Genomic DNA, 18,925 nt, shown 5'->3' on the forward strand with positions numbered 1-18,925 from the left:
CGGAGGTCATGGGCTGGGGGTGGGTGTGATCGGCGCGCCGTCGGCGGTCAGTCCGAAGGCGCGTAGGTTGGCCAGTTGCTCGGCCGGCACTGTCTCCTCGGCCGTGTACAGGGCGATGAGCCGGTCGGCCGCGCCGTACGTGCCGGCCTCCAACTCGGCGCGCAGTCCGGCCCGGTCGCGCAGCTCGAACAGCAGCGCGCACAGTCTCCGCGCGGCCTCCGGATCCCCGCCGGCGGCGGCCCGGAGGTCGGCCGCCTCCGACTCGGCGCCCGCCGTGCGGACACCCTCCTCGTGCACCTTCGACAGGCGCAGCTCCGCGGCCGGGTCGCCCGCTCGCGCGCGGGCCTGCAGGAGGTCCACGTCGCCCCAGGCGACGTACAGGTCGGCGAGGGCCTCCGCCGCGTACAGGTGGCCACCGTCGGCGCGTTGCCGCAGCTCCCGCAGGCGGCCGCGGTCGACGAGCCGCTCGACCAGCTCCTCGGCGGCGAGCGCGTCGCCGGTCTTGGCCCGGGTCCGCAGGTCGTCGCAGACGCCCCCGTCGGCGAGGATCTCGGTGAGCCGCTCGCGCGCCGCCGGGTCGCCTGCGTGCGCGGCCGGCCGGATCTCCTCCACCCGCTGCCAGAGCTCCTGGACGCGGGCGAGGCGGCGGCCGGCGGCGCGGTCCCGGGGTTCGACCTCCAGCCGCCGGCGCAACACCATGACCGCCTGCTGGAACCGGTCCTGACGGATCAGCAGGTGGGTGAGCTCGATCGCGGCGGCGCCGTCGCCGAATTCGTCGACGAGCCGTTCGAGGGCCTGTTCGGTGTAGGCGTACCGCAGCCTGGCGGCGGCGCTGTCGGCGATCCGGCGCAGGTCCGCCGAGCGGTCGAGCCCGGCGACGAGGGCCCGCCAGGCTTCGTGCGGGACGCACTCGACACGGCGGTGCCGTCGCAGGTGCTGGGCCAGGTAGTCGGCGATGGTGTAGCCGGCGAGGGTGCCGGGTCGCCCGCCGTCGACCGGCGACAGCGCCGACACGTTGCCGTGCAGCGGCCGGGTGGCGTGCGGGAGTGCCTCGGCCAGCCACACGTCCGGCGGCGTCACCCGCAGGGCGTTCCGGAGGTACCCGAATGTGGCGCCGGCCAGCAGGCTCTCGCTCAGCGGCGACTGCACGCCGAGGCGGTGCGCGTCGGCGGCGGCGGTGATCATCGCCTTGGCGTACGGGTCGGGCGCCTGCTCCCAGCGGAGCACCAGGGCGGGACCACCGGCCAGCACCTGGGTCAGGCCCGCGTCGCGCGTCCGCAGCGCGATCCGGATCCGGGTATCCCGCTCCGCGAGGCCGTGGGCGCGTTCGAGCTCGTCCGGAGTGAGGTCCTCCTCGACGCTGATCACGATCGCGCTGCGCAGCAGGCGGCGGACGTCGTCGGCCTCGTCCGTGCCGGTGTTGGACTGCCGGGGGATGACCCGCGCGTCGTACTGGTCGGGCCACAGCGTGCCGACCACGATGTTCGGCTTCCGGGTCAACGCGCGGACGCACTCCAGCGACAGCGGTGGGCGGCTGCCCAGGTAGCGCTGCAGCTCGTCCAGCCAGAAGACGGTCTGGCTGGGCGGATGGTCCTTCAGCTCCAGCAACTCCTCGGTCTCCGCCGGCTGGACCAGGTGCCAGTTGGGCGCCACCTCGTGGATCGCCTCGTACAGCGAGCGGGTCTTGCCGGTCGACGAACCGCCGACCAGGATCACGAAGCAGCCGCGGGTCGGTCCCTCGTTCGTCAGCGCGGCCCGCAGCCGGAAGTCGAAGTCCCGCTCGATGTACGCCGGGAGTTCGTCGGTCGTGTCCGGCGTGATGATCGCGCTGTGGATGCCGAGGTCGCGCGGGGACGCCGTGTCGAAGCGGTTGACGCTGATCACGCGGTGCACGGTGGTGCCGTGCTCCGCGTCCTTGATGCGCGCCTGAGCGTGCAGCCACAGCCGCCGGACGCTCTCCGGTGCCTCGAAGAGGGTGAGCAGGCCCACCAGGAATTCCTGGCTGATCAGCGTCTTGCCGGTGAACGCGTTGCTCAGGGTGGAACTCTTGAGTGGCCGTAGGGGCTTCTCCCAGCCTTTGGTTTGCTGCTCGATCTCGCCGAGCGACATCCCCTTGTGGTGACAGAGGGCCCTGAGCGCCGCGCCAAGTTCGCCCCTCGTGCGCGCTCGGGATGGGTCGGAATCGGATTCGGGCGTCAGCGTGCTCACCCCCAACCGCCGGCGTTTCGCGGGTGCGCCAACGGACTCGTCGGCCAGGCTACTGATCGACAATCCGGAACACCATCGGTCCTGTTTGGATGCCGATCGTCCATTCGGGCCACGCATTCCGCGTTATTGGGTCCGTCCGTCGCATCCGGGAACCTCCGGGCCCGTCCGGCTCCGTGGCCGGACGGCCGCTTCGGCTGCTGCACTGTTCACCGTCAACCAAGGGAGCCCCGGCCGGGACCCGAAGCGATAAGACACCGAGGAGTCCCGATGCGGCACATGCTCATGACCACCGCGCGAAAATGGCCCCGAATCGGCCGGCGGAACGGCGTCGCACGTTATCTCTGCCTTTCCGTGGACGTTCAGGGATATGGCCGCCACGACGACATCCGGCAGGCGATTGTCCAGCGCGACCTCATCGACCTGTTGGATCGTGCGGGGGAGCGGGCCGGCCTGGACCGCCGCCGCTGGATCCGGCAGCCGATCGGCGACGAGGAACTGGCGCTGATCCCGGCCGACGAGCCCCTGGCCCGGGTCGTCGGCGACTTCTGCCTGGAGCTGTCGGCCGCGCTGTGGCGGTACAACCGGGTGTGCGAGCCGGCCGCCCGGCTGCGGCTGCGCCTGGCGTTCGACGACGGTCCGGTCGACCTGTCGCGCAACGGGTTCGCCGGGCAGGCGGTGATCGGGGTCAGCCGGCTGGTCAGCGCGCCGCCGCTGCGACAGGCACTCGACCTGGCCGGCGAGGCCGACCTCGCGGTCATCTTCGCGGACGGCGTGCACCGCGACTGGGTCCGCAGTGGACGGTCGTCGGTACGGCCCGGGTGGTGCCGCCGGGTCGTGGCCGTCGAGAAGGAGTACGCGGCGGACGCGTGGCTGTGGCTGCCGAGCGCCGACGTACACAGCTTGGCGCTTCAGGGCAGGCCCTAGGCCAGCACTCCGCGGAGCTTGTTCCGCGAGTTGACGTCGAGTTTGGTGAACACCTTGCGCAGGTGCCATTCCACCGTGCGGGGGCTGATGAACAGCTCGGCGCCGATCTCGGAGTTCGTCTTCCCACCGGCGGCGAGCTGGGCGATCTGGGCTTCCTGCGCGGTGAGGGCCTCCCGTACGTCGACCGCACGTTGGCGGACCGTCTCGCCGGTGGCCAGCAGTTCGCGGCGGGCGCGCTCGGCGAAGGCTTGAGCGCCGAAACCCCGCAACATCTCGTATGCGGTGCGCAGGTGCTCGCGCGCGTCGCGGCGCCGGTTCTCGCGGCGCAGCCACTCGCCGTACACCAGGTGGGTGCGCGCGAGGTCAACGGCGATCCGGCTGCGCTGGAGCCGCTCGATGGCTTCGCGGTACAGCAGGTCAGCGGCGTGGCCGTCGCTGAGCAGCGCCTTCGACCGGGCCAGCACGCCGAGGGCCCAGTCCGTGCCGCTGGCGCCCGCTCGCTCCTCGAGTCGTCGCAGGGCGGCCGCGGCCGCGTCGGGGGCATCGGCGCGGGCGCCCGCCTCGACGAGCTCGACGAGGGCGAAACCGACGACCGCCAGATCGTCGTGCTCGCCCGCCCGCTCCGCGCTGGCCAGGGCGGCCTGGTACTGACCGAGGCCGTTGTACAGCACCGCGGTCAGGTAGTGGCCCAAACCGACCGCCCGCCCTTCACCCCAGGTGGTCGCCCATTGGCCTTGGGCCTGGATCAGCGCCGCTGCCTGGGCATCCTCGCCACGCCAGGCGACGAGCACCAGCGAGGCATATCCGAGGGGCGAGTTGCCGGTCACCTCCGTGATCGCGTCGGACTCCTCGATCAGCGCCGAGGCCAGGTCGAACTCGCCGGCGTGCACGTGCACGGAGGCGCGGTAGGTCAGGGCCAGGGGAAGGAAGTTGAGCGCGCCGGCCTGCCGGGCGGCCCGGACCGCGTGCGTGGTCAGTTCGTGCCACGCCTCGTCGTCCCACAGGTCGCCGGCGACCATCCACGTCAGCCAGAGCCAGCGCATGATGTCGCCGTCGTTGCGTTCGGCGTCCCGCCGGAACGCATGCAGAGCGCGCTTCAACAGCGGCGCGGCCGGCACGTAGCCCTCGACGAACTGCGTCGCCAGGCCGTCGAGAAGTACGTCGACCTGCCGTGGCGGTTGCGGTCCCCGCGGTGCGGCGCGGGCGGCCTCGGCCGCCTCCCGCACTCCGATACCTCCGTTGAGGTGGCCGGCGAAGACCGCCGCTCCGACCGCTTCGAGGTACGCCTCCCGCGCCTGCCGGTCATCGACGCGTTTCAATTGGTTGGCCGCGTCGAGCAGCAACGGCAGCGCCTCACCGCCGCGCCGGCGCGCGTAGACGATCTGGCCGCGGAGCCGGGCCAGCCGCCCGCGCAGGAGCTCGTCCGTCGGGCCCAGCTGCGCGGCGGCCAGGAGCTCGAGCGCCTCGTCGGGGGCCCCGGCCTCGAAGGTGGCCCGCGCCGCGGCCACCGCTCTGGCGCCGCGTCTGGCCGGGTCGGGTGTCAGCTCGGTGGCCCGCCGCAGGAACGCGGCGGCTGCCGCGATACCGCCGCGGGCCTGGGCCCGGTCGGCTGAGCGCTCCAGTTCGCCGGCTACGGCCTCGTCGGGTTCGACCGCGGCGTGGGCGCGGTGCCAGGCCCGGCGATCCGGGTCGGAGTCGGGGTCGGTCGCCTCGGCCAATGCCCGGTGCACGTCCCGGCGGTCTGCGGGGTCTGCCGCGCGATAGGCGGCCGAGCGCACCAGCGGATGACGGAACCGCACCCGCGCACCGAACTCGATCAGCCCTGCCGCCTCGGCCGCCGCCGCGGCGTCGGCGCCGATATCGAGCCGTTCGGCCGCCCGCCTGAGCAACGACGGGTCGCCCACCGGCTCGGCGGCCGCCGCCAGCAGCAGCCGCTGCGCCTGCGCCGGAAGCCCTCCGACGCGCCGCAGGAAACTCTGCTCGATCTGACTCGCCAGCGGCTGCGCGTCGGGACGCCCGAACCCGCCGGCCAGCTCCGCCGCCGTCAACCCTCGTGTCAGCTCCAGCAGGGCCAGGGGGTTGCCGCGGGTCTCGGCGACGATCCGGTCCCGGACGCCCTCGTCCAGCCGCCCGGGGAACACCGCGTCCAGCAGCGCACGCGCATCGCTCTCACGCAAACCCCGGATCTCGAGCTCCGGCAGTCCCGTCAACCGGTCATCGCCCGGACCCTGCGTCGGTGCACGCACCGCGAACACCAAGGCCACCGGCTCCACAAGCAGCCGGCGCGCCACGAAGGCCAGCGTCTGCGCGGAGACCCGATCGAGCCACTGAGTGTCGTCCACCACACAGACGAGCGGCCGCTGCTCGGCCACCTCGGCCAGCAGGCTGAGCACCGCCAACCCGACGAGGAAACGGTCCGGCGCGTTTCCCGCTCTCATTCCGAACGCGATGGACAACGCATCACGCTGCGGGCCGGGAAGGCGGTCGAGGTGTCCCACGACCGGCACGCACAGCTGGTGCAGCCCGGCGAATGCCAGCTCCATCTCCGACTCGACGCCGGCGGCCCGCAGGACCTGACATCCGGCCGCGTTGCCCACCAGGTGCTCGACCAGTGCGGACTTGCCGACCCCGGCCTCGCCGCGCAGCACCAGTGCCTGACTCTGCCCGGCCTTGGCGTCCGCGACCAACCGATCCAGCGCCTCGCACTCACTACGCCTGCCACGCAGCCCGCGCCGAGGAGCGCTGCTCGACATCCACCACCACCCGCGCAGGTCAAGGGCCAGACCCTGATCAACTCGGGTCGCCCCCCATGATGCAACGCGTGGCCGCGGTCCGTACAGTCAGCCGCGTGCGACGGTCACCGCGACCGCCGCGGCGGCGACCAGCGCGACGAGGGCGACGATCGCGCCCACACCGGCCCCGGCGCCGGCCACCGGGGCCAGCAGCACGAGGGCCGAGGCGCCGAGCGCGACGGATGGCCGTACGGTGGAGCGAGGCACGATCGGCGCGTGGCTCACCCACAGCAGCGCCAGGAACGCCGCCGTCGGGACCGCGACCAGGTAGCCCGTGGCGAGCGTGCCCAGCGTGTGGTGCGCCCCGGTCTGCCGGACAGCGACCTCCAGGCCCGCCCCGAGCGCGGCGAGGGCGGCGAAGACCCCGTAGTGGCCGTAGCCCCACAGGTACGAGCGCTCACGACGGGTGGACAGTCCGTCCGCGCTTGGCTCCAGCTCGTAGAGCCACCACAGCGCGAACAGCAGCACCAGGCCGGAGCCGGCGACGACGACCAACGATCCGTCCAGACCGGAGGTGAGGACATCGGCGATCCCGGTCGACACCGCCAGAACACTCTCCCCCAGCAGGATGATGGCGAACAGCGCGTACCGCTCGGCGATGTGGTGTGGATGCCAATTCGTGGGTCGGCTGCGCTCGGCCCACGGGGGAACGCTGAGTTCGGCCACGGCCAGGGCCGCGAACCCCACGGTCAGCGCGGCGCCCGTGAGCACACCGAGCTCATCCAGCAGCAGGCGGACGAGCCAGAGGAGTTCGAGCGTGCCGATACCCGCGGCGTACCGGACGGCCGTCCGGCGGCCCTCCGGATCCTCCCGTGCCGCCCGCAGCCACAGCACGACCAGCCCCGCCCGCATCAGCAGGTAGCCGAACGTCACCATCCGGTAGTCGCCGTCCTCGGACGCGGACGGCACGCCGGCGGCCAGGACGAGCACCCCGCCCATCTGCAGCAGGGTGAGCAGCCGGTACGGCACGTCGTCGGTGTCGTAGGACGAGGCGAACCAGGTGAAGTTCATCCATGCCCACCAGATGGCGAAGAACACCTGCAGGAACGGCCCCACGACCGCTGCGGCGTGCCCCTCGGCCAACCCGTGACCGAGCTGCAGCACGACCGCCGCGATCGCCACCACGAACGTCAGGTCGAACAGCAGCTCCAGTTGTGTCGACGCCCGGTGCGGCTCGTCGACGGCACGCCCCGTCATCCGCTCGTGTAGCTCCACACCGCGTAGGACCGGACAACCGGGCGGTTTGTGACAGGCTGATCTCTCCTGGACGGGCTGTCACAGGCGGCGGGGCTGTTCGGTCTTAGCTGCGGACCGGATCAGACAGGAGCTCTGCTGTGGCTGTAGCGGCGATGATTGCCGAGTTCGACGACGTCGCGGGCTGGACCGCCGACGCGGTCGAGCAGCTCGGGGATCGGTACGCGATACCGGCCGCCTGCCGTGGCAGCTCGAACCCGTCGGCCTTGGCCTGGCTGGCCGAGGCGTGCGAGCTGTCCGCCGGGAGCAGGCTGCTGGATGTCGGTGCGGGCGCGGGCGGTCCGGCCGCGTGGGCAGCCGAGCGGTTCGGGGTCCGTCCCGTCCTGTTGGAACCGATGCAGACCGCATGCAGGGCCGCCGCCCGGCTCTTCGGGCTTCCGGTCATCACCGCCGACGGAGCCAGGATTCCACTTCGGGCGGGGTCGGTGGACGTGGCCTGGTGCCTGGGTGTGCTGTGCACCGTCGAGGACAAGGCCGCTCTGCTCCGGGAGATCCATCGGGTGCTGATGCCCGGTGCCTCGCTGGGCCTGCTGGTGGTCGTTGCCCGAAGCCCGCAAACCCTTCCGGTTCCGGAGGGCAACCACTTCCCGACCCAGGAGGAGCTCGGGGCGCTCCTGACCCGTACGGGATTCAAGCTGCTCGAGCAGACCAGCTGGCCCGGTGGTGCGCCGCTGTCCTGGTCGCGGCGGGTCGAGCAGGTCCGCGCGGCCGTCGCCGCGAGGCACCACGCGGCCCGTGCATACGCGTTGGCGGTTCGTCAAGGCGAGCGCTTCGGCCGCTTGTTCGCCACCGAGCAGGTCTCGATGCAACTCATTCATGTGAGGCGCCCGTGAATCATCCAGAACCGCGGCTCGACGGTCTTCGCCAGCACCTTCAATGGGCGATCGAATTGGAACACGCCACTCTGCCGCCGTACCTCTGCGCGCTCTACTCGCTTGACCCATCGCGGAACCCCGAAGCCGTACAGGTGGTGGGCAGCGTCTTCGTCGAAGAGATGATCCACCTGGCGCTGACCGCGAACCTGCTCAACGCCGTCGGCGGGCACCCTCGGCTGGACACGCCGCGGATGCTGCCGCGCTATCCCAGGCGCCTGCCCCACGGCGACCGCTCTCTGGAGCTGTCACTGGTTCCGTTCGGGGCCGAAGCACTCGAGATGTTCCTCCGCCTCGAACGGCCGGCACCGCCCGGTGCTCCGGCCGAGGGCGACAACTTTGACACGATCGGGCAGTTCTACGGCGCGATTGAGGACGGACTGCGCCGCCTGTGCGTCGAACTCGGCGAGCGGAAGGTGTTCAGCGGTGACCCGGCTCGCCAGGTCACCGCCGGCCCATTCCGGCACAGCGGCGGGCGACTGGCAGCGGTCACCGATCTCGACTCGGCATTGGCCGCGCTGGAGGAGATCGTCGAGCAGGGCGAAGGCACAGCGCGTGGCGAGGTCTGGGACGGCGACCAGGACATCTTCCATCCGGACCGGGACGAGGTCGCGCACTACTACCGGTTCCAGGAGCTCAAGATGGGCCGGCGATACCGGCGCGGTGACACCCCGCAGTCCGGGCCGACCGGCGAGACCCTCTCGGTCGACCTCGACGGCGTCTATTCGATGCGACGCAACCCGCGTCTGGCCGACCACGCTCCAGGTAGTCCGATCCGGACCGCCCAGGAAGACTTCAACCACACCTACTGCGCCGTGCTGCGGTTGTTGGAGCAGGCGTTCAACGGCAGCCCGGAGATGCTCGGCGTCGCGACCGGCACCATGTACGCCCTCAAGGCCCAGGCGCAGGGCCTGTTTGAGATGTCCGATGGCGAGGGCACAACCGCCGGCCCGACATTCGAGTACGTACCACCGGAGTCCCGGGCGGCGAGCCGCCGGATCGTGGTACTCCCCGATGGGCCATACGTCGTCCACGGACGGATTCCGCTGCGCCGCAAACGCAAGATCGTGTCCGCGGAGAACGCCGCGCTGACGTGGGAAACCGGTGACGCCATCGCGACCGGGGACACGTATGTGCTGTGTCGCTGTGGCCGCTCCGGCTCGAAACCGTTCTGCGACGGTACGCACGCGGTGATCGGGTTCGACGGCACGGAGACGGCGGACGTTAGGTCGTACGAGGAATTGCAGCACGTCCACGACGGGGTCGGCATCTCGGCCCAGCGGGTGGGCGAGCTGTGCATCCACGCCGCGTTCTGTCTCGGCCGCACCAGGCCGATCGCGGCGATGCTCGCGGACAGTGCCGACAGCGATGTCCGCTCCAACATCATGGGGCGGATCGACCACTGCCCGTCCGGGTCGTACAGCTACGCCCTGCACCGCGGGGGCGAACCAATCGAAGCCGACCTGCCGCAGGCCGTTTCGGTCCTCGCGGAGGAGAACGGTCTGGCCAGCGCCCTTTGGGTCACCGGAGACGTGCCTGTCGTCCGGGCGGACGGTCAGCCACTCCAGACCCGGAACAGGATGACGCTGTGTCGCTGCGGCCACTCCGCCAACAAGCCCCTTTGCGACGGAACCCACCGCGAGATTGACTTCCGCGACGAGCACGCCGGTGAGGTTCGGGCCGAAGCCGCGCCAGGGTAGTCGAGATTCCTCGTCCTGGGCGAAGAGTGCGATTCTGGCTATTCGGACGGGACGGTCGTGCTTGTCTGAAGGCTGTGGACACTCGTTCCTTCACCCGGTTTGGCGGCGCCGCCGCCGTCGCCACCATCATGAGTCTAGGGTTCGCCGCACCGGCGTCGGCCGCGGCGACAGCCACGATCGATCCGGCGGACACGGGTACGACCGCGGCCGCGTTCGCGACCCAGAAGTGCGATGCGGCGCTCGGCGGCGGCCCGTTCGCGGGCGACGACGTCTGGGTCTTCGCGTTACGTACACCGCAGCAGGGCACCTTCGCGTCATTGGCACTGACGTTCGCCACCGAGGGCGGCCCCGTGACGGAGACCATCACCACCAGCGCGGCGGGCGACCGCGCGATCGTCGGCGACAAGGCGTGGATCAGGACGTCGGCGGGGGCGACCGCGAGCGGCGAACTGGTCAATCCGTTCAACCTCACCGGCGCGACCGCGGAGATCACGGGCACGGACGGCGCCTTCGACCTGGCGCAGACCTGCCCGGCCGGCGGAGGCGGCCTCCCGGTGACCGGTCGGTCGCGGTCCGGGCTGACCGCGGACGCCGTCGCCACGCTCGGTGGCATGCTGGTCCTCAGCGGCCTCGCACTGCTCATCGCGCTGCGCCGACACCGCACCGAGACAGTGACCAGCACCGTCGGCCGTCACCGGCGCGTTTGATCTCACTTGGTGGGCCGAACCGGGATCTTGCGTCCGGTTATGTCGGGCATTTCCGCCCGCAAGATCCCGCCCTGCCCCACCAAGAAAGATCAAGAGGTGCAACGTGCTCGAGGCGTCTTGCGGCGCGGGTGAGGAAAATCGAAAGATGTTGAGCTGCCGCGACGGGCGTCGCGGTAGCTCAGAACTCGGCCCGCGCCCAGCCCTGGCCTGCCTCGCCGATCAAGGACTTTCGCGTCGATCAAGGGCATACGGTCGTGGATTGGAGATCGGACCACGGCCATATGCCCTTGATCGACGCGACGGCGCCGGGCGGGGCTATGGTGGTTCGGGGTGGGTTGGGTCAGTAGGCCGGTCACGTCGTTCGCTTTGCTGGTGTGGCCGAGGCGCAGGTAGAGGGCGCGGGCCTCGTTGAACACGCGTCGCGCGGCTGGCGGATCGATGCTCGCGTACGCGCGCCCCAGTGTGGTCAGCGTCGCGGCCTGGTAGGAGAGCCAGCCGCGGGTGCGCCAGATCGCGACGGACTCGGTCAGCAGGCTGGCCGCCTGGGCCGGCCGACCGTGGGCGAGCTCGATCTCACCCAGCACGGCGAGCGCGTCGGCGAGGTGGTGGGGCATGTGGTATTCGCGGGCGATGGCGAGCGCGGCGTCGGCGTGGACGCGCGCGCGGGGATCGCCGCGCCGTAGCTGGAGGCGGGCGAGGGCGAGCAGGGTGAGCGCCTCGGTGTAGTTGTCGCGGAACCGGTGGGAGATGGCCAGCGACTCGGCCAGGTGCCGCTCGCTGGAGTCCAGGTCGCCCATCTCGAGGTGGCCGATGCCGAGGAACTGCAGGACGGTCGCCTCGTACCGGGCGTTGCCCAGGCGGCGTGCGGCGGACAGCGCCTCGGTCAGGTGCGTGACGGCGCGGTCGAGCCGGGACTGTTCGCGGTGGGCCAGCGCGAGGGCCACGTGGGCGCGCGCCTGCCCGCCGGGGTGGGCGGCGCCTTCGGCGCGGTGCAGTGCGCGGGTGGCGGCGTCGAGGGCGTCGAGGTGGCGGCCTTGGGCGGTGAGCGCCCACGAGTGGGTGACTTCGGCGTCCGCGATACCGCGGGCGTCGCCGAGCCGGGTGAACATGTCCAGCAGCCGCTCGGCACTGGCCCCGGACTCGGTCATCGCCTGGTCGGGTGGGGCGTCCGCGATCCAGGTGCGGACGTCGACCAGCCCGCGCAGCATCACGGCCTCGCCGCGCAGGTTGCCGGCGTGCTGGCAGGCGCGCATGACCCGGCTGTTGGTCGCCGCCCAGTCGGCGTACATGCCGCGCAGGTCGAAGTACTTCTCCAGGCAGCCGGCCAGGTCGAAGGCGAGTTCCTCCAGGCCGAGGTCGCAGGCTTGGCGTACCGCGGACAGCAGCGCGGCGCGTTCGGCGTCGAACCAGCGCACCGGATCGGGCGGCGGTACGCCGGCACTCTCCAGGGCGATGGGCGGCCGCGGCGCGGAGCCGCTGATCGGTGCGTAGCAGGGGCCGGGCACGTGGGGAGCCATCCGTTCGGCGAGCGCCAACCATCCGCCAAGGCCGAGCCGTAGCGCCCGGATGCGTTGCTCGGCGGTCAGGTCGGCCTCGGCGCGTTCGCGGGCGAACAGCCTTACCAGGTCGTGCAGGCGGTACCGGAGCTGGCCGGCGCGGTCGCTGCCGACCAGGGTGAGCAGCTGGGCGTCCACAAGGGACTCGACGCACTGGTCCGCCCGGTGGCTGGACGTCTCGAGCACGGCGACCGCGAGCCAGGTGGTGAAGTCCGGCACGTCGAACAGGCCGAGCAGGCCGAACAGGCGCCGGGCCGGCGGCTCCAGCGCCTCGTAGCTCAACGCCAGCGACGCGCGGACCGCCAGGTCGCCGGTCGCCAACTGGTCCAGCCGGTGCCGTTCGTCGCCGAGCAGCGCGGCGAGGTGCGCCAGCGGCCAGCCGGGGCGAGCGGTGAGGCGGGCTCCGGCCACCCGGATGGCCAGCGGCAGGCCGCCGCACAGGCGCACCACCTCGGCGGCGTCGGCCCGCTGCCGGGTGATCCGATCCTCGCCGGCGATCTGGCCGAGCAGATGGGTCGCCCCGGCCGCGGAGAGCGTCCCGAGCTCGATCCAGCGGGCGCCCTCCAATCCGGTCAACCGCGGCCGGCTGGTGATGAGTACCGCGCACGTCGCCGCGCCGGGCAGCAGCGGCCTGACCTGTTTCGCGGAGGCGGCGTTGTCGAGGACGACGAGGATCCGGCGGTCCGCCATCAGGCTGCGATACAGCGACTTCCGTTCGGTGGGGTCGGTGGGGATCGCCCGCCAGTCGACGCCGAGGGCGCGGAGGAAGAGCGCGAGCGCGTCCGCGGGGTCCGGCGGTGTGCGTTCCGCGCCGCGCAGGTCGATGTGCAGTTGGCCGTCGGGGTAGGACCGGGCGATCTGGTGCGCGACGTGCACGGCGAGGGCGCTCTTGCCGATGCCCGCCATGCCGGCGATGCCGGCCACGGCGAGCGCCGTGCGTCCGTGCCCGTCGCCGGGTGCCAGCCACTCGGCCAACGCCGCGACCTGGTCGGTGCGTCCGGTGAAGTCCGGCAGGTCGGGCGGGAGCAGCGCGGGGAACGGCGGCCGCGCCAGGTCGACGGCGAGTGCCGGATCGGCGGCGAGGATGAGCCGGTGCAGCCGTTCCAGATCGACGCTGGGTTCGGCGCCCAGCTCCGCGACCAGCAGGCGCCGGATCCGCCGGTACTGGTCCAACGCGGCCGCCGGCCGGCCGGCCCGGTAGTTGGCGAGCATGAGTTGGCGGGCCAGCCGCTCGTCCATCGGATGCGCGAGGGCGACGGCGGCCGCCCCGGACAGCATTTCGGCGTACTCGCCGAGGCGCAGCAACACGTCGTGGTGGTCCAGGGCGGCGCTGAGCCGCTCCTGACTCAGCGCGTCGCGGAGCCCGTCGAGCCACGCGCCGTCGAGGCCGGCGAACGCGTCATCGCGCCACAACGCGAGCGCCCGGGTGAACAGCGCGTGGGCGCGTTCGTCGGCGGGCGCGGCGCGGGCCTCGGCAACGAGCCCGCGGAACCGGTGCAGATCGATGGACTCCGGATCGGTCAGCAGGGCGTAGCCGCCGGCCCGCCGGGCGAGGCGTACTCCGATGGGGGCCAGCAGTTGGCGCAGCCGGGACAGGTAGCTGTAGAGGGTGGCCCGGCTCGGCGGGCCGTCCGGCCAGGCGCGGCCCAGCAGCCGGTCGACCGGGACGGGCCTGCCGGCGTCCACCAGCAAGGCCGCGAGCACCCGGCGCTGCTGGGCGGGGCCGGCGTCGACCGGGACGCCATCGACGCGGATCTCGACATCGCCGAGCACCCCGAACTCCGTCGCCATGCTCCTGGCATAGCGGTTGCCGTTCGCGACTTCAAGCCTTCGTCATGGTGCCTCGCGGACGGCGCCGGTCGTGTTCAGCAGGATCCGCGAGTCGTTGAGCGCGAGCGCGTACCCCAGGTTTCCCGCCTCGTGCGGGTGGAAGGACGAGATCTCGTAGCCGATGACGAGGTTGTTGATCCACGGTTCGGTACCGCACGCGGCGTGCAGGCTGCCGCTGAACCGGGTGGTCACGTTGGTGGTGAAGGCCACGACGCCGGCGGCGGTGGCGGCCGCCTGGATGACGATGTTCAGCCGGGCGCCGAGCCGCCCGATCATTTCCCGCTCGGCCTCGTCGAGGCCGCCGAGCAGGATCGAGCAGGATCCTTGCGGCGCCACGAGCTGCGGGTAGCCGGCCACGAAGATGTCGGCGCCGGGCGCCCGCAGCCTGATGTCCCGGTACAGCGTCCGGAGCCGGCTGTACAGCCCGTCGATCCGGGTCGCCAAGGCGGCCTCCCGGGTGGTGCACGAGGTCGCGCCGATGACGCAGTTGAGCAGCTCGTCGACGAAGCCGGCGTCGTTGCCCCCGATGGTCATCGTGACCAGGGTCGGACCCTGCCCGTGCCAGGGGATCTGTCCCAGCTGGGAGGCGCGCACGTCGGCCACCGTCGCGGCGGCGCAGGCCAGCAGCTCGGTGGCCGGTTCCCACGGGGCTCTGGCCATGTACGGCCAGGCGGTGGGGGAGCGGTAGCACGCCTCGTACATGGAGTTCAGGTTGCCCGTGCCGGCGGAGAACGAGTCGCCGAGGGCGAAGAAGCGGGTGTAGTACGGCGCGCCCGTGGTGCGGATCTCGATCGGGCTGGACGGCGGACCCTCCAGCAGCCCGTTGACGGGCACGATCCGCCACCGGTACCACGAGCCGGCGTACAGCAGCCCCGGATCGAACGACGTCGCCGTCACCGGGAGCGGCAGCCGCGTCCATGTGTCCGGACCGCGGGCCAGGTCGATGGCTTCGATGTAGTAGCCGGTCGCGTTCGGCGTCGAGGACCACCACAGGCGTGCCGTGTTGTCGGTGGAGCCGGGCGCGCCGTCGAGGGTCACCGGGCCCGGCGCGGCGCCGCCGTACAGGGCGCGGGTGTGGCCGCCCGGCAGGCCCTCCATGAGCCCTTTGCTCGGCACCAGCCGGTAGTCGACCTCCATTCCGGCGAGGCCCTGCGTGGTCCAGGTGGTGCCCTCGATGGGGATGGGCAGCCGCGTGAAGCCGGCCTCGTTCAACGGCTTGATGTTGCGCTGTTCGACCACATAGGCGTTCGCGCCGGGCGTGGCCGACCAGCTGAGTCGGACCGCGCGGTCCAGCGACGTGGCGCTCACCGCCGGCCCGGCCCACGGCCAGGTCACATCCACCGGCCCGGAGTAGGCGGCGCCGACGCCGACGCCGCTCAGGGCGTTGGCGAACGCGGCCGCGATGCGCGCCTCGCCCGTCGAGCTGGGGTGCGTGCCGTCCCAGGTGTGTACCGCCGGATCCCAGCCTGGTGGGTTCGCCGTGCTGACCACCCGCGAGGTCGACGTCGACATCGCCGCCGCCAGCGCGTCGTACCGGCCGTTGATGTCGGCCGTTTGAGCCACGTTGAGGTACGTCCTGGCGAACGGGTCCCAGCGGGACAGCGTGTGTCCAATGACGACGGTGACGGCGGGGTTGGCCGCCCGCGCGTTGGTGACGAAAGCCCGCATGTTGTCGGCGATCTGCGCCGCGCTGTGCGAAAACCAGATCACGTCGTTGATGCCGAGCAGCACCAGGACGACATCGGCCCCGTTGCCGGCCACCGCGGCCTGGATGGTGTCCTTCTCCTGTGCCAGCGCCCGTCCCCACAGCGCGTGGTGGTCGCGGTCGAACGCGTACGGGTAGCTCTGGTCGCCGTGCTGGTTGGTGATGTTGTTGTACAGGTCCGTCCGGTCGCCGACGAGGTCGAAGGAGACCCCGGAGCGGGCCAGATGCTGATGGAGCTGGTACCGCCAGGTGACGTCGCCGGACGAACCCTGACTGATCGAGTCACCCACCACCATGAGGCGCAGCGGGGCGGCGGCGAGCGCGACCCCGCCCACGGACAGCACCATGGCGAGAACGACCCCGCCGACCACCACACCGCGCCGCCACAGTCTGCCCGCCATGCCGCTCTCCTCATCGGGTGGCTCGGTCCTGTGGGGACAGTGTGGTGGGCGGACCTGCGCAAAACCTTGAGTGTTTCTTGCGTCGTGATCAACAACGGAGCAGGTATCGGCGCTGGCCATGGCTGCGATCTGTAAGGACCCGCTTCCGGCGTGCCACGACCAGCCGCACGATGATCGAATGAGCGACAACCCGCTGGCCGGCTGGTCGGTAGACCCCGCCGAGATCACGCTCACCGGGGTTGGCCTTCGCCGTCCCGAGTGTGTGCTTGCCCAGCCGTCCGGCGACCTGTGGGTCGCCGACCTCGGCGGTGGCGTGGTGCACATCGATCCCGGCGCTGTTCAGGAGGTCATCCGTCCGCGCGACGGCGGCGGGCCGTTCGCTCCCGACGAGAACCCGAACATCGACGGCAACCAGGGTTTCTCGATGCCGAACGGGCTCTGTTTCGACGCCGGCGGCGACTTCGTCATCGCCAACTTCGGCACGAACCGGATCGAGCACCTCACCCGCGACGGGCACTGGTCCCTGGTCGCCGACACGGTGATGTGGCCCGACGGCACCGCCCGGCCGATCGGCAAGGCCAACTTTCCCGCGTTCGACGCCGAGGGCCGCCTGTGGTTCTCGGTCACCGCCTCGGCGCAGGCGTGGCGCGACCGGGTGCGGGCCGTGGAGTCGGACGGGTACCTGGCCGTCGTCGACGACTGGTCCGCCGGCACGCCCGCGCCGGCTCGGGTGGTCGCCACCGACCTGGGCGGGGCGAACGAGGTTCGCTTCAGCCCGGACGGGCGGTGGCTCTACGTCGCCGAGACCGGCGCCGACCATATGACCCGCTTCCGGGTCGAACCCGGCGGGCGCCTTTCCGGCCGCGAAATCTACGGGCCCGAGCGCCTGCACGGAGCGCCCGACGGGTTCGCTTTCGACGCGTACGGCAATCTGTGGACGACGCTGATCGGCAAGGACCGACTGGTCGCGATCACTCCCGAGGGTGACGTGCTCACGATCTGGGAGGACGGCGACCGTGCGGTCAAGGACGCCCTGGTGTCCGCCGCCACCAGCGGCGCCAGCGGAGCCCTCGACGCCAGGCCGGGTGACGGACTGGCACCGCGGATGGCCAGCGTCACCTTCGGCGGACCGGACCTGCGCACCGTCTACGTCGGGTCCCTCGGTGGGACCTCGCTGCCCACCTTCCGATCGCCTGTCCCCGGCGCGCCGCTGCCGCACTGGGTCGGGGGATAGAACCCCGCCTCGGGATCAGGGATTTTCGCGTCGTTCGCCCTCGATCGGCGCAGGGCGGCGACGCTGCGGCGCGGGGAGGCGAGCCCACGGCGCAGGGCGGGGCGGCGGGTCAGGGCGGCGGCTCCGCCGATGGGGATCAGGAGCCAGCAGGACAGCAGGCGGTAGACCAGGACCGCCGCGGTGGCGGGGATGGCGGTGGCGCCCGCCGCGGTCAGGCCCGCCACGAAGGTGGTTTCCACGACGCCGGCGCCGCCGGGGGTGAGCGGCACCTGGCGTACGACCTGGACGGCGAGGTAGATGCCGCCGAGCGTGACCAGGCTGATCGGCAGGCCGAACGCGCGGGTGGCGGCGGCGAAGCAGAGCAGGTCGGCGAGCCAGTTCACCGTCGCGTACGCCAGTGCCGCCGCCCAGTCCCGGCCACGGAGGGCGGCGCCGGCCTGCCACGCGTCCCGGGCGGCGGCCAGCGGGCGGCGCAGGTAGCGCGGCACCCGTCCGCCCTGCGCGGACCAGCGCGACATCCGCCGGCCGAGTGCCACGCCGCCGAAGGTCAGGGCGGTGAGCGCGGCGACCACCGCGAGCGGCTGCCAGCTCAGGAACGTCGTCGACTGCTCGGCCACGACGATGGCGCCGCCACCCACGTACAGGATGGTGAGCCCGCCGATGGCGGCGATCCCGGACACGACCGCGGTGGCCGCCCCGATCTCGCGGGTGCCTCCGGCGCGCCGGTACTCGCGGACGGCGTACCCGGTGGCGACGGCGGCGCCGGCGGGCAGCGCGATGGCCAGTGCCGCCCGGGTGAGGGTGATCGACATGGCCTGGCCGTGCCGCAGCCGTACGCCCATGGCGGCGAGGACGCGGCGCTCCTGGTACGCGAAGGCGGCCAGCGAAACGGCCTGCAGCAGCGCGGCGAGGGCGACCCAACCGTACTCCGCGCCGGCGAGCGCGGTGAGCAGCTCGCGCGGGTCGGGCAGCCGCCCGCTCAGGAAGACCACGGCCATGCCGGCGACCGCGACGGCCACCATCAGGGGGAGCCGCCACCGCCGCCACCGCCGGGCCGCCGCCATGACCTCCATGATCTCGTGCCGACCTGTGAGAACGCTGTTAGGGCCGCACCCGGTAGGTGATGTGCGTGACGAGCGTGGCGCCCCGGGTCGAGGCGAGCTCCAGGTCCAGGGCCGGTACGCCGTCGAAGAGTCGCTCGCCGGCGCCCAGCGTGACCGGCGCGACGTGGGTGCGCAGCTCGTCGATGTGGCCGGCGCGCAGGTACTGGTTGACCGTCGACGCCCCGCCGGCGATCGCCACGTCCTGCTCGCCCGCGGCGGCGCGCGCCTGAGCCAGCGCCGACTCGATGCCGTCCGTGACGAACGTGAACGTGGTGCCGCCGCGCATCGGCAGCGGGTCGCGGGGATGGTGGGTGAGCACGAACACCGGCCTGTGGTACGGCGGGTCGTCGCCCCACCAGCCCTGCCAGTCCAGGTCCCACGGGCCGCGGATGGGCCCGAACATGTTGCGCCCCATGATGAACGCGCCGGCCGCGACGATGGCGTCGACCTCGGCCTTGTTCTCGTCGGGCGTGTCGAACATCCAGGCGTGCAGGCGCTCGATCGGCCCGTCGCCGAACGGCTTGTCGCGGGTCTGGTTCGGGCCGGCGGCGTACCCGTCGGCGGAGATCGAAATGTCGCATACGACGCTGCTCATCGGAGCCTCCAATGCGTTCAGTCGGGACGAAACTAGCCCAGATG

Annotated in this window: 12 protein-coding genes; 5 read left to right on the forward strand and 7 right to left on the reverse strand. The window is 72.1% G+C overall.

All coding sequences use genetic code 11. The annotated features are described in order from the left end of the window. Positions 1-6: 6 nt before the first annotated feature. Positions 7-2,109 (reverse strand): hypothetical protein, encoded by a 2,103-nt coding sequence (locus tag Prum_RS41570; RefSeq protein ID WP_173082627.1) that lies wholly within the window; start codon positions 2,107-2,109, stop codon positions 7-9. Positions 2,110-2,559: 450 nt separating this feature from the next. Between Prum_RS41570 and Prum_RS41575 the strand changes: the two genes are divergently transcribed. Further along, on the forward strand, positions 2,560-3,132 hold the full coding sequence (locus tag Prum_RS41575) for a hypothetical protein (protein WP_173082629.1): 573 nt from the start codon (positions 2,560-2,562) through the stop codon (positions 3,130-3,132). Here Prum_RS41575 and Prum_RS41580 read toward each other — a convergent pair. Both Prum_RS41580 and Prum_RS41585 read right to left on the reverse strand, forming a co-directional pair. Further along, positions 3,129-5,885 carry a helix-turn-helix transcriptional regulator gene (locus Prum_RS41580; protein ID WP_173082631.1) on the reverse strand — a complete coding sequence of 919 codons (2,757 nt, stop codon included), beginning with the start codon at positions 5,883-5,885 and terminating at the stop codon, positions 3,129-3,131. The genes Prum_RS41575 and Prum_RS41580 overlap by 4 nt on opposite strands. Positions 5,886-5,972: 87 nt before the next feature. Continuing rightward, positions 5,973-7,121 (reverse strand): low temperature requirement protein A, encoded by a 1,149-nt coding sequence (locus Prum_RS41585; protein ID WP_173082633.1) that lies wholly within the window; start codon positions 7,119-7,121, stop codon positions 5,973-5,975. Between the two features lie 137 nt (positions 7,122-7,258). Here Prum_RS41585 and Prum_RS41590 point away from each other — a divergent pair, with 137 nt between their 5' ends. The 3 genes from Prum_RS41590 (at position 7,259) to Prum_RS41600 (ending at position 10,457) form a co-directional block, all read left to right on the forward strand. Beyond that, on the forward strand, positions 7,259-8,011 hold the full coding sequence (locus Prum_RS41590) for a class I SAM-dependent methyltransferase (protein WP_173082635.1): 753 nt from the start codon (positions 7,259-7,261) through the stop codon (positions 8,009-8,011). Next, positions 8,008-9,750, forward strand: a complete 1,743-nt coding sequence (locus Prum_RS41595; RefSeq protein ID WP_173082643.1) for a ferritin-like domain-containing protein — start codon at positions 8,008-8,010, stop codon at positions 9,748-9,750. The genes Prum_RS41590 and Prum_RS41595 overlap by 4 nt, the downstream gene beginning before the upstream one ends. Positions 9,751-9,824: 74 nt before the next feature. Continuing rightward, positions 9,825-10,457: a hypothetical protein gene (locus Prum_RS41600; RefSeq protein WP_173082645.1), complete on the forward strand. Its 633-nt coding sequence runs from the start codon at positions 9,825-9,827 to the stop codon at positions 10,455-10,457. 89 nt (positions 10,458-10,546) lie between these two features. On the opposite strand, the gene Prum_RS41605 is transcribed toward Prum_RS41600, so the two are convergent. Then, positions 10,547-13,804, reverse strand: a complete 3,258-nt coding sequence (locus Prum_RS41605) for an AfsR/SARP family transcriptional regulator (protein ID WP_173082647.1) — start codon at positions 13,802-13,804, stop codon at positions 10,547-10,549. Positions 13,805-13,846: 42 nt separating this feature from the next. After that, positions 13,847-15,949: a GDSL-type esterase/lipase family protein gene (locus Prum_RS41610; protein WP_173082649.1), complete on the reverse strand. Its 2,103-nt coding sequence runs from the start codon at positions 15,947-15,949 to the stop codon at positions 13,847-13,849. 178 nt (positions 15,950-16,127) lie between these two features. Between Prum_RS41610 and Prum_RS41615 the strand changes: the two genes are divergently transcribed. Further along, positions 16,128-17,183: an SMP-30/gluconolactonase/LRE family protein gene (locus Prum_RS41615; protein ID WP_173082651.1), complete on the forward strand. Its 1,056-nt coding sequence runs from the start codon at positions 16,128-16,130 to the stop codon at positions 17,181-17,183. Here the strand turns inward: Prum_RS41615 and Prum_RS41620 are convergent. Next, positions 17,096-18,247, reverse strand: a complete 1,152-nt coding sequence (locus tag Prum_RS41620; RefSeq protein ID WP_246278455.1) for a lysylphosphatidylglycerol synthase transmembrane domain-containing protein — start codon at positions 18,245-18,247, stop codon at positions 17,096-17,098. The genes Prum_RS41615 and Prum_RS41620 overlap by 88 nt on opposite strands. A gap of 37 nt (positions 18,248-18,284) precedes the next feature. Beyond that, positions 18,285-18,881 (reverse strand): dihydrofolate reductase family protein, encoded by a 597-nt coding sequence (locus tag Prum_RS41625; protein WP_173082653.1) that lies wholly within the window; start codon positions 18,879-18,881, stop codon positions 18,285-18,287. Between the last annotated feature and the right edge of the window lie 44 nt (positions 18,882-18,925).

Origin of the sequence: Phytohabitans rumicis, from assembly GCF_011764445.1 — a bacterium.
GTDB classification, from domain to species: domain Bacteria; phylum Actinomycetota; class Actinomycetes; order Mycobacteriales; family Micromonosporaceae; genus Phytohabitans; species Phytohabitans rumicis.